This is a genomic window from Streptomyces sp. NPDC048590 (assembly GCF_043199535.1).
In the GTDB taxonomy this organism is placed as follows: Bacteria; Actinomycetota; Actinomycetes; order Streptomycetales; family Streptomycetaceae; genus Streptomyces.
The window spans coordinates 44629-55932 of the sequence record NZ_JBICWC010000015.1; the positions used below are offsets into that span (position 1 = coordinate 44629).

General features: G+C 66.4%; 8 protein-coding genes and 1 pseudogene. 6 read left to right on the plus strand and 3 right to left on the minus strand.

All coding sequences use genetic code 11. From position 1 onward, the window contains the following. Positions 1 to 67 precede the first annotated feature (67 nt). Positions 68 to 1129: a hypothetical protein gene (locus tag ACGFNN_RS32535; protein ID WP_393561343.1), complete on the minus strand. Its 1062-nt coding sequence runs from the start codon at positions 1127 to 1129 to the stop codon at positions 68 to 70. Positions 1130 to 1258: 129 nt separating this feature from the next. Here ACGFNN_RS32535 and ACGFNN_RS32540 point away from each other — a divergent pair, with 129 nt between their 5' ends. Both ACGFNN_RS32540 and ACGFNN_RS32545 read left to right on the plus strand, forming a co-directional pair. Beyond that, the gene (locus ACGFNN_RS32540) at positions 1259 to 1609 is read left to right on the plus strand and encodes a hypothetical protein (protein WP_393561345.1); all 351 of its coding nucleotides are present in this window, start codon (positions 1259 to 1261) and stop codon (positions 1607 to 1609) included. Positions 1610 to 1629: 20 nt separating this feature from the next. Further along, positions 1630 to 1821, plus strand: a complete 192-nt coding sequence (locus ACGFNN_RS32545) for a hypothetical protein (RefSeq protein ID WP_393561347.1) — start codon at positions 1630 to 1632, stop codon at positions 1819 to 1821. 254 nt (positions 1822 to 2075) lie between these two features. Here ACGFNN_RS32545 and ACGFNN_RS32550 read toward each other — a convergent pair. Further along, positions 2076 to 2219: pseudogene (locus tag ACGFNN_RS32550) on the minus strand (IS630 family transposase); the annotation flags it as partial. 161 nt (positions 2220 to 2380) lie between these two features. On the opposite strand from ACGFNN_RS32550, the gene ACGFNN_RS32555 reads away from it, so the two are divergent. Both ACGFNN_RS32555 and ACGFNN_RS32560 read left to right on the plus strand, forming a co-directional pair. Then, complete coding sequence (locus tag ACGFNN_RS32555; protein WP_393561348.1) at positions 2381 to 4171, plus strand: hypothetical protein; 1791 nt, start codon at positions 2381 to 2383, stop codon at positions 4169 to 4171. Between the two features lie 244 nt (positions 4172 to 4415). Then, positions 4416 to 6455 (plus strand): hypothetical protein, encoded by a 2040-nt coding sequence (locus ACGFNN_RS32560; protein ID WP_393561350.1) that lies wholly within the window; start codon positions 4416 to 4418, stop codon positions 6453 to 6455. 698 nt (positions 6456 to 7153) lie between these two features. Here the strand turns inward: ACGFNN_RS32560 and ACGFNN_RS32565 are convergent. Next, entirely contained in the window at positions 7154 to 8176 is a 1023-nt protein-coding gene (locus tag ACGFNN_RS32565; RefSeq protein ID WP_393561352.1) for a hypothetical protein, read from the minus strand. Between the two features lie 892 nt (positions 8177 to 9068). On the opposite strand from ACGFNN_RS32565, the gene ACGFNN_RS32570 reads away from it, so the two are divergent. Together ACGFNN_RS32570 and ACGFNN_RS32575 are read left to right on the plus strand one after the other, a co-directional pair. Continuing rightward, positions 9069 to 9626 (plus strand): hypothetical protein, encoded by a 558-nt coding sequence (locus ACGFNN_RS32570; protein ID WP_093437196.1) that lies wholly within the window; start codon positions 9069 to 9071, stop codon positions 9624 to 9626. Positions 9627 to 9695: 69 nt separating this feature from the next. Further along, positions 9696 to 11288: a Mu transposase C-terminal domain-containing protein gene (locus ACGFNN_RS32575; RefSeq protein ID WP_393561354.1), complete on the plus strand. Its 1593-nt coding sequence runs from the start codon at positions 9696 to 9698 to the stop codon at positions 11286 to 11288. Positions 11289 to 11304 lie beyond the last annotated feature (16 nt).

The window sequence follows — 11304 nt, forward strand, 5'->3', positions numbered from 1 at the left end:
GGGCCGGAACAGCGACTGGTTCCCGGCTCCTGCTCGGAACAGGGCACCCTCGCGCCCTACGTGTTGGCTAGGCCGGCGGAGGGGTCACCAGCTTCGCCGTGCCCGGGTCGACGTCAGCGGGGTGCGCGAGGACGGGGAGCTCGTCATCGAGGAGACCGTTGAGCGCGATGGCCGCCTTGGCGAGCAGGTGCGCACCCTGAACCGACTGGCCATCGGCCACCGACGCGTAGAAGCGCGCGGCGTAGGTGATGGCGTCGGTGTCACCGATGGAGTCGGACATGCCGATCGCGAACGGCACCGTGCCGACCAGCTTCCGCGCCTGGGCCGCGGAGTGGCAGGAGTTGAGCAGCACCAGGAGCGGCTTCTCGTCCACAGCCGCGATGGCACTGGCGAAGGCGCCGGCGCTGACGATGGCCTCCTCGTGGAAGTTGTCCTCTCCCCTCTCGAAGGCGATCAGGTCGTGGCTGCTGTGCCCGGAGAAATGCACCACGTGCGGCCTGAACAGGGTCAGGGCGTTCAGGAACACGTCGGCGGTCGCGGCCGGATGGGCATCCAGCTCCACGAGCTCGCGGTGAGTGGCGCGTTCCACCGCTGTGCGGATCCTCTGCTGCTCCTGGCCGACGCGCAGGTCCCCGGCGGACGACGCGCCCAGCAGCAGGATCCGCAGCTTCTCCGGCTTCGGGGCCCGGAGTTCCTTCATCACGATGTCTACCTGGCCTTCCGCCGCTGACAGGCGGCTCTCGATTTCCTGCTGCTGCGTGGCGGCGATCCGCCGGGCTTCGTCCTCTTCACCGCGACGCGCCGCTTCGTCGGCTTCCCGTTCCACCTGCTGCGCCTTGGCCAGCCTCGCGGTCAGGAGGGCGATCTCCTTCTCGAGCTTGGCCGCCTTCGCCATCAAGGTGCTGGCTCCGGCCGCGGCGGTGTTGGCCTCCTTCTCATAGCGCTGGGCGGCCCGCAGCCGGCTCTTCCCCAGGTTGGGGCTGCTGGCCTTCCCGGCCGATGCCGCCTTCTGCGTAGCCTTGCCCTGCTTGTCCGCCTGCTTCAATCCCAGATCGCTCGCCCTCTTCAAGGCTGCGGCGCGGGCCCTCCTCTTCATATCCAACTGGTGCTGGTAGTAGCTGGAGTTCATGCTCGACCCCTTCGTGACATCTACCGACAAGGTAGACGGCGGCACCGACAGTCCGGATGTCCGCTCCGGGGCGGGCGCTGCACGGCGCTCGCGCGTACGGCGTCCGCTCAGCTCGCTTACGATGCCGTGGTGCGGAAGACGAAGGCGTTCAAGGAAGCCGTGGCCGAGACGCTCGCGGATCTGGCCCGCCGCGGGGTGACGTTCGCCCCCGCGACCGTGGCGGACACGATCGAGCAGCAGATCACCGCCGTGTCCGGGCGGCTCGGGATCCAGGTGCGCTCCGCCTGGAAGTACTTCGACCCATCCGCCACGGCCGACCGCCTCGCGAAGAGTCAGGCCGCCTTCGAGGAGAGCAGCAGCGAGAAGGACGTCGGTCAGGCGCCGATGCCGCCGGTCGACAACCCGGAGCTCGCCCTGTCCTCGCCGGGGTTCCGGACTCCCCGGCCCAGTCCGGCGGCGACCTGTACGGGGTCATCCTGAACGTCGCGGTCAACGCCTTGATGGCCGGCCACATCCACGGCGAGGACGGCTGCGCCGGCTGCGACGGCAGCCGCGGCGATTCCGGGCACGACTGGGAAGCGCGGATGCGGATGATCAGCGAGCTGCAGCCGAACATCACCAAGTGGTTCGACCGCCGCGATGTATGGACCGCTGCCGTCAACGACGCCGGATACACCGTCACCCGGCGTTGACCCGCCGAGTGTCCGGCCCGAACCTGCCGAAATGCGTGGACGACGTCCAGGCGGAACCGGGGCGGCAGGGTCCGCTGCTCCAGGCAGCCCCGGCATTCCAGGAGGTGCTGGGTGCCGCCGCCCCGGAGGAAGTGGTAGCGAGGCTCTTGCACTCGCGGTTGTTGCAGCCGCCGCAGAGCGGGTCTTCTCTGAACTACCGGACTGTGTCGCAGACACGTGCTCTTGCGCGAGTAGGCATGCCCCGAGGCTATTGATCAGAAACTCATGGGGTTCTCGTTCAGGACGTAGCGGACGTGTGGGCCGCCGAAGTAGCCGCGGACAATGTGCGGCTGGCGCTGGCGTCTGCGGAAGAAGCGGCGGGTCTCCGCGGCAAGTTCGGCCTGATCGCGAGCTCGGTGCTCAGGACGTGAGACATCTCTGCTGGGCAGCGTGGTGACACTTCCCATGTGGCCCTACGGGCGCGGTGGTTGGTGCCATCTTCGGCTGCGCGCGTTTGTGCAGGTGTGCACCCTCTGGTGCCGGGGCCGGGGGAAGGGCCGCGGGCGTAGTCCTATGTGGTATGGCAGCAGATGAAAACTGGTGGGTGGCAGATGCGACGCGGCCGATACTGGTCTTCCAGGAGGTTCAGATGGGAATCGACCCGGCCGTGCTTGCCTGCATCGACGCGACAGCTGCTGAGTTCGCTTCTCTCCAGGAGCTGTTGCAGCGCTGGATCGAGCATGCCAACGCAGAGACATGGCAAGGTCAGGCCGCAGCCGAAGCTGACGCGATATGGGCTGCCCTGTGTTTCCACGTCACGGAACGGGGAGGGCTGGCGGGGGACTTCATCGGCCGGGGCGCCGATCGGTGGCCTGCGAACCCTCAGGCCGTCTCGGACAGTGCCGTGGAGACCTGGGCCGGTTATGCGGAGGCTGTGGGCCACCCCATGCTGCGTGCCCGCCTGCATCACCTGGTGTGGGAGGCGCGCAAGAGTTTCCCGCATGCCCGGAAGGCGATCGAAGACTACACGGAGGCTGTGCCCCGATTTCTGGGTATGGCGGACCGCTCCGCGGGGCGCTGCCGGGCCAGTGACTGCCTGTGCTTCGCGTACGACCTTGCGGTACGGCTGAGCGTGCGCGACCTGGAACTCACCACCAAGCAGGCCATGATCAGCTTTGTGTCTGAGCTTCTCGACGACTCCCAGGAAGCGGCGCCGGGCCTGGTCTTGGAGATCTTGAGGAAGCTGGTTGGCCGCCACGCCTCAGATGCTGCCGTGCAAGCACTCCTCAGCAGGGCCACCGGCATCCACGGAGGGGACGTTCCGGTGGTGGCGGAACTGCTGCAGCTGCGTATCGCGGGGACGCAAGACCCGCAAGAACGGACGGCACTACAGCGACAGATCGTCGAAGCGCTGCTCACCGAAGCAGAGCGGTTCACGGGCTTTGTCCGCGTGGACAGGCTCAACGCAGCAGCCACCGCAGCACGTGACTACGGTTTGGAGGACCTGTTCGATGACGCTCGGGTACGGATGCAGGCGATCGCTCCGGACCAACTCGGCATGGAAAGTTTCCGCTTCGAGCTACCTCTGCGGCGAGACGAGATCGAGGACTACTCCCAGAGGGTCCTTGGCCAGGCGCAGACCCTCGGGCAGGCCTTCAGCGCACTGGCCAGCCTGCCGGCCCCCTGCGGAACGCGGCAGGCTGCCCAGGAACATGCAAGGAGGCTGGCATCCGAGGGGTTGTTGTCCTCCTTCATCCCCAGCATCCGGATCAATGCCGCTGGCCCCGTTCCTGTGGCGGAGGCCCGAGTGCGCACGGCAGCGGACGACGAGAGCGAGTGGCATGTCACCGCAATGGTGATCACCTCTGTCTACGTGCACCACCTCCTGGAGACGGTGGGAGACCGCTTCGACCCGACCACCGCCCAGCTTGCCCAGCTGTTCACGGCCGACCCCATCATCACAGGGATCCGCGCCACCAAGCTCGCGCGCGCCTTCCGCTACTACTGGAGCGGGGAGTACGACGCAGCCTTCACGATCGCCCTGCCCCGGATCGAAGGAATCCTCCGGGAGACCCTGCGCTATCACCGCATTCCGATCGTCCAGCCGCCACGGGGCGACAGTCGCGGCCGAGTGACCCTCCTGGCCACCCTCATCGACCGCGCGACCGACGCCGGCATGCACGCCGACTGGCAGGCTTTCCTGCGTCTCCTGCTCGTCGACAGCGACGGAGGACTCAACCTCCGCAACAGCGAACTCCACGATCTATCCGACACGGAGACGGCCCCTCAGACGGTGGCACTCGTGCTCTTGGCTGCCCTGCATGTCACCGCACACGCTCACCAGGCGGCTGCACCCGCCTCCGGAATCTGAACGGAGCAGTAGCCAGGCCGATGCTGTTGTGGGTGGCGGCGCGACAGGCCACGCTGGGGCAAGCGGGAATCTGCAAGGGCACCATGTCTCGGTACGGTGCGCAGGTGGAGAACTTGGAGACTTCGGACTGGATCGCGCTGAGCGCAAGGCCGAGAGATGCTGCAGATCTTTGGCTGACCTGACCAGGAGGTGCGGGGCGCGGGCCCTCGTGCTGTTGGCTCGGCTCACTGGGTAAGGTCCGGGGATGTTCTATCCCGGATCTGAGTCGGAGCTTGTCGCCGGCATGAGTGAGGCCGGCCTGGCTGGCCATCAAAGGCTGCTGATACAGGCGACGTTGAGAGCGATGCATCCCGGTGCGTATGCCACGCAGCACGCGGCGGCCGGGGGAGCAGCCGTACTCTCCCTCAGCCGCGCCGAAGCTGTGCTCCGATCCCGAGCCGGCGCGAGCGACAGCAAAGACGCCCAGCCGAACGAGAAGCTGGCCTACACGGTCATTGAGCGAACCCTGAAGTCAGTGCTAGCACTGGAGGCTGTTGTAATCCCGGCCAAGCAGCCGCTCGCGGATATCCACAATCTGCTGGCAGACATGGTGCTCCGTGGCCGGAACGATCTCAAAGAGCCGTCCCGCTGCGGCGTTCTGGCTCATCAGCTGGCAGCGTTCGTACCCAAGATCGAGCGCATCGTTCTGGATCTCTTTCAGCAGGCCTGGGACACAGCAATGCCTGTGACGGCGGCCGAGCGCGCCATCGCCGAGGTCGCGAGTCTCGCCGTGTGGCGTGGACGAGACTATGAATGCCTGGTTGCGGATCTGCAGCGCTTCCTTCGGAAAGCGCCTTGCGGGCAGGGACTACTCTCGGTGCTGCGGCCAGCGCATCGCCAGATCCGGGTGGCTGCCGTCGTGGAGGGTGCCCGCACCTTGGCCGGGCTTGGCCAGCTGTTCGACGCCGACACCAATGTCCGGCAGTTTCCAATCGGCAAGAAGGCACCGGACGGCTGGGGCCAGGGGACCGCGAAGTTGAGGAAGTTCGCAGCGCTACACGGCCGTCACCCTGGCGAGGACCCACGGGAAGGGGAACGCGCTGCTGCTGCCGTCCTGTTGACCTTGTCCGTCATGGCACCTGACAGGGGCGTCGCCGTTCACCTGGCCAGGCGACGGATTGAAGAGGCGCTCGACACTTATGTCGCGGGCCACCGGCTTGCCGAATTGCGCCTGGCGCCGGAGACGTTGGTCTTCGAGGAGTCAGACGACCGCTCGCGTCGTTACACCTCTCGAGGGCCCACGGTCGACACTGCGTGGCCACTGACCAGGCACTGGCCTGCGGAAATCCGCGAATGCCTCCGTATGGCCCACATCGCACGTTCCACCTCCTCACCACTCACCAGCGCAGCCCTGTCCTGGGCCGCCATCGAAGCGGCCGGAATCCGTCACGGCTACAACGACAGTGCCGCTCATGTGGAACTCGCCCGCGCTCTCAGCCTTCAGGCAATGCGCCAGCAGCTGCTCAGTTCCCATCAGTGCGTGCGTCGTGTCGCCAGCGCTATCCATGGCGAGGTGACGGAGCGTGCGGCGGGGGCCGGTCGTGCTGTGGAGGGCTTGGAGCGGCACCTCGCCAAGAAGGGCGCTCAGTCGGCCCTGGAACAGCAACTGCGGGAGGCGCGTGGCCGAGCGGCCACTGCCGAACTGGAGGCGGCAGACGCCGACAACCTGTATCTCCAGCCACTGAACGAAATCGACCGAGCAGTCCCGGTCAACGGCCATGGCCTGCTGAGCGACCTCAATCGGTGGGCCGACTTGCTGGCCGAGCCACCCGGAGCCGCTCAGGAAGTGAAGATCGGCTCAGCAGCCCTGTCACGCCTAAGGACCGTCCTGCACGGCCTGCCGGCCTATGACATCGACGTCTGGCGAGCCCGCATGAGCAGCCCGAAGCAGTGCGCAGCATGGCTCAGGGACGCCGAAGAACGCTGCCGAGCCCAGCTCAGCTGGATGTACGTGCTGCGCAACACAGCACTGCACCAGGGGGTTTTCGCGTCAGTCGCGGACAGCCATGACGCTCATGGGGCCCGCGGAACTCTCGATCTCACACTGGAAGTGCTGGGCAACTGGTATGCGGTGGCCAGTTCGGCTCAACTTCCGGAAGCCACCTGGACAGCGCACCGAGTGATCACCGAACTAGCAAAACGGCAGCAGGACGTGATCCGTCACCTTGAGGCAGACGCTGCCGTGGTGGACCTGCAGTTCACACACCTGACCAGCCCCACATCGAACGGACACGACCGACTGTGACGTGAAAGACGGACGGATGAGGAAGGAGGGGAGTGTCTTTGCCTATTGGACGACCCGCACAGCGGACAGGGACTCGAACCCTGGTCTCTCCCAGGTGGGCCGGAGTGATTGCGAGTCACCACACCCGAAGTGACCGGCCCTGGAGAGAGCTTAGCGGAGGATCTGCTGGCTGAGGTTCTGGCTTCCTGTTGTGTGCTCGCCCTGCGGTAAGCGTCCGTTGGAGTGCCGACGCGGACTCGGGCGCGGCAGTCAGCTGCTAGGGCTTGTAGGCCGTGCTGCCTGACAGACGGTCCCGGGCCCACGTATCGCATCGATCGCGGTGCGCCTCGTGCTGATCAGCTACAGGCGTTCCTTCTGCGAGTGCGGTGAGGCTGGACAGCAGTGCCCCTCCAGCTAGTTGGTGCACGACTGGGGCGACGCTGGCTGTGCTTCGTGAGGTCACCAGGTTCGAAAAGCCGATCGATCCTCTCGCAGGCACGGTCTTTGACTCTCGCAGGCTGCCTGCCCGGTAGGCACAAAGCGGCTGTCGGCCACTACGTCGACGAGAGCCCCCGTGCAGTCCGGCAGACCTGAGCTGTCCTACAGGTTGGGTGTCCGAAGGCCCGTGCGAGGCGGCGGGCCGACGGCTGCGGCAATGTCTGGCCGGAGACGTGGCGTGTGCTGGCTGAGTGCCCAGCCCAGCCTCACGGCCAGCAATTTCAGTCGAAGAGGCTCTCCTGGACGGCAGGCGCGTTGCGGGGGCGGGGGAGTGGGCGCCGCATCGCTTCTGCGGGCGCGGGCGCGCCGGCGGAGCCCGAGGTCAATGCGTGCTGGCATGCGGCCCGTAGCTCAGGCAACGTGAGCCGGCATCCTTGAAGATCCAGGAAGTCCTGCACGCTCCAGTTAATGAGTGCGCCTTGCCGGGACAGGTACAGCCCTACATCCGTGACGGCGTAGGCGTCGCTGTAGTCGAGCAGGAGATAGCCGGCGAGCTGGTAGATCTCGGCCCGGCTCATCCGCTCCGGCCGGATGGTCGCTTTGCAGTCGATCAGCTGCCTGTCGAGGATGAAGTCGGCGTCCGCTCCGCCAACATCGCGACTGCCGTCGAACACCGGGCCGCCGATCCGTGCGGCGGCGGGCAGCTTGATGAAGCGGTCGAAGGGGCCCGGAGTGCCGGCCAGCCGCATCTGGCTGCGGATGTCGGCCACCACGTAATCGGGAACCGCGGCGGCAATGTCGTCGAGAGTGTCCCCAGGGCGGGTTGAACCGAGATTGTTGCCGCGTACCCACCCCACACAGCGGAAGATCGCTTCGAAGCTGGAGGCGACGTGGCACAGACGCACGAGACGGACCTCGGATGCGTCGTCGAGGGTGAGCGGCCGACCATCAGCGTCCTCGTACCGGGACAGTTCCTCCAGGAGCACCTGTCCCGCTGCCTGCACGGCGTCGATGACTTCCACGCTGGGCCACCCGTCGTCGTCGAGCGCGGCGCGCACCACGCCTTCTCGGATCGGCTGACCGGTGGGCACGCCGAGGCTGATACGGAGCCGGTGGTCGATGGTGTGCCCGAGCATGCGGTACTCGGCGCGCCGGCCCGTTTCGGGTGCGGGCTTGATCGGAGGTGAGTACAGGGCCAGGCGATCGCGGTAGTCGCACAGCACGACGTCAGGGAAGGGGAGGTGTTCCGCCAGGAAGCGCGAGATGGCGGAGGCGGGGTCCTTCAGGCAGGAAGTGAGACTCATGCGATTCATCGTTGTGACTACCTCTGACAACGGGTCAGGAGCGAATCGTTTCCTCTCCTTCCGAAGGGAATGAAACCGGCCAGGCGGAAGGAAGTGATGTGTGCTTGTGCAGCTCGAGAGACGCCTGGTTCTCCAATGTGTGAGTGAAAGGAGGGCGGTCTAGGTGCAGTTACAAGCCATTAATTCTTGGCGGACAGGGGACGTGGTTCAGGCCTCCAGGTCACTACGTAGTTGCGCACCCGCGCGATGCCGTACGTCGAACGCGCATTCCCCCGGCTGGTCGATATGAAGCCAAAGTAGGGTGCTTTTCCGCCAAATGCAGTGACGGGTAATCAGGTTACTTTCTGGTAGTCGCGCGGGTTGTCAGTGGTGGGTACTACGGTGACGGCCCTTTTGGTCCACCGGTCGGCTTGGTGCCCATCCCTGTCGCCACGCGGAACAACGAGAGATCGGCCTGGCATCGCTTCCTGAGCCCTTCGGCAACCCTCCTACGCGACACCGCAGAACATCCGCCAACCCCACTCCCACCTCGGCTTTTGAGTCAACCGCAGCAGCGGCTGTGGACTGTGCGCCGCACATCTCTGCTTCAACGCCGAACCGCGCTGTTCCTTCGGTGCCGCTAGGGAGAATTCTGCAATGATTCAGAAATGAACAATTCTCCGGCCTTTGACTACGCGCGTTGCGCGGTCGCCTGCGCAACGTCCGCGTAACGGTTAGCGAACCGAGTGCTGGCATATCGTCCTGCCAGCCGGTGTGAAACAACACGCCACCGGCGACGGCCCACGCCACTTGCTCCCTGTGCCTCCCGCCTCTGCCCCTGGCGTCACACAGCGGTCCGACCATGCGCTGTGCCGTGCCAATTCCGGACAGCGAACGACATACGGAGCACGCGATGGGATTCGGAGAACTGGGCGCCAAGGGCCTCGAAGGAGGACGAGCCCTTGCCAAGACCCTGGACGTGCGAGTCTTCGACGACGTCGCATGGACCCGCAGCGACCAGGAACGCCTTAAGCAAGCGGTGAAGTACCTGTCCTCGAAGAAGGGTGCAGCAGCAGCCCTTCAGGCTCACCGCATCACAACGGATCCGTCCGCTCTCACTCAGTGGCTGTCGACGGACCACGTGCCGGACCGGGACACACAGCAACGCGTTCAGCATGCCTTCCGGGACCTACGGCGCCGCAACATTGCCCCGTGGCTGACCCGCTACCTCAACGCCAACGGCGGAACCCGCATCGAGATCCATCCCGTCGACCAGCAGGGCGTCGAAGCCCGCCATCGGCGCCCACTGCGGGTGAGGAACAAGAACATCTACCGCTGGGGCCCGATCGTGCAGGCCTGGGCCAGCCAGAACTTCCTCGAACTGGAGCACCAGTGGGAGTGGGAGATCAGCGACCTGAACTCCGACCACCGCAGCTACGCATACGTCTCGCACATCGGCCTTCTCGGCTGACGTGCTGCCCCTCAAGCCCTTTCAGCCCTACCGACAGACCGCATCAACAAGGAAGGGAGTGCTGTCCTCATGCGCCGGGCCCCCATCGGCACCCTCGCGGACGAACCCGCCCCGGTGCCTTCCGCCCGCGAAAGGCGGGCGTTGCTGACCGCTGGAGTCCGCTCACTGGTCGTGCTGCGCGAACGCGGGGAACTGACCAGCGCCGAGGTGAAGACCGTCGCACGTACGGTCGGCGTCCATGAGCGCACCGTCTGGCGGCGCCTGGAAAGGGCCCGGGCCGCCGGCACCGCCGACCTTGCGCCCCGCAGCCGCTACTGCGTCACCGACGAGGTCCGCATCAAGCTTGCCTACTACCGCGGCAACATCAAACGCGTGCATCAAGAGATGCTCGAGGAGGCTGACGACCCGAAGCAGGTGCCCAGCCTGACCACGCTACATCGGGCGGTGAAACTGGACCTGGCCCCCGGCGACCTGGCAGGCCTGCGATCTGGCATCCCCGCTTCCCGGGCCCTTGACCCCCACCTGAAGCGCCCGCCCACCTGCCGGAACGAAGAATGGGAAGGCGACCACAAACAGGCACCCGTGTTGGTGTGGGCCGACGGCAGACTGGTCAAGCCCTGGATCACCTGGTTCTGCGACTGCCACACCGGCGTGACCATGGGCTGGGCCGTCACTCCGCACTACCCGCACCGCGGATCGATCCTGGCCGCCTTGCGCTCCTGCATCCTCACCGACGACATCCACGGTCCGGCCGGCGGCCTGCCCCGCCGTATCCGTATCGACCGCGGCAAAGACTTCCTCTCCCGAGCCGTCACCCAGGCCATGGGCAGCTTCGGCGTCCACGTCGACGTACTGCCGCCCTACACCCCGCACCTCAAAGGAAGCATCGAGAACCTCAACCGTGCGGCGACCAGCATGTTCTTCTCCACCCTGCCCCGCTACACCAAGACCCAGAAGCTGGACACGAAGCACCGGGCGGAGGAGAAGGACCCGGCGCTGACGTTCGAGAACTTCGTCGACCTCTTCGCCCAGTGGGTCCGCACCCGCAACACCGAGCACCGCATGGCGGGCCGCGGCAATCTGACGCCCATGGACAGCTGGAACAGCGACACCACCCCCCTGAGAGAGCCACCGCTGAAGGACCTGCATGTCTTCCTGATGGAAGGCGAACGCTCCACCCGCATCATCCACGGGCACGGGATCCGCTGGCAGGGCCGTGACTACATCGGCGCATGGATGACCGGCCGCACCGGCACCCAGGTCACCGTGCGCTACCAGCCCCACCACCCCCGTGCCATCGAGGTCTTCCACGCCCAGACGCACCAACATCTGGGCACCGCCCACCTGGCTGACGAGGCCAGCGAAAAGGAGATCCAAGCCGTCTACCAGGCCCGCGACGACCGTGTCCGACGCATCCGCCGCGACCTGGCCGAAGCACAGCGCCGACGCCGCCGCCGCTTCCAACCCGCCACCCAGCCGGGCCCAGCCCGCCTCGCCGGAACGATGACACGCAAACAAGCCGTGGCAGAACTGACCGCTACCCGCCCTGCGCGGCCCAAGGACGACGGCGTCCCCGCCGGCTACATGCCCCGCCGCGTGATCCCCGGCGCCCGCTGGGCGATCCCGACCCCGCCGGCCAGCACCCCCGAGGACACCGCATGACCCCACCTCCAGGAGT

Coding starts and splice junctions, on each gene's coding strand:
- ACGFNN_RS32535 (WP_393561343.1), bottom strand. CDS start 1,129: ATGAACTCCAGCTACTACCAGCACCAGTTGGATATGAAGAGGAGGGCC.
- ACGFNN_RS32545 (WP_393561347.1), top strand. CDS start 1,630: ATGGCCGGCCACATCCACGGCGAGGACGGCTGCGCCGGCTGCGACGGC.
- ACGFNN_RS32555 (WP_393561348.1), top strand. CDS start 2,381: ATGGCAGCAGATGAAAACTGGTGGGTGGCAGATGCGACGCGGCCGATA.
- ACGFNN_RS32560 (WP_393561350.1), top strand. CDS start 4,416: ATGTTCTATCCCGGATCTGAGTCGGAGCTTGTCGCCGGCATGAGTGAG.
- ACGFNN_RS32565 (WP_393561352.1), bottom strand. CDS start 8,176: ATGAGTCTCACTTCCTGCCTGAAGGACCCCGCCTCCGCCATCTCGCGC.
- ACGFNN_RS32570 (WP_093437196.1), top strand. CDS start 9,069: ATGGGATTCGGAGAACTGGGCGCCAAGGGCCTCGAAGGAGGACGAGCC.
- ACGFNN_RS32575 (WP_393561354.1), top strand. CDS start 9,696: ATGCGCCGGGCCCCCATCGGCACCCTCGCGGACGAACCCGCCCCGGTG.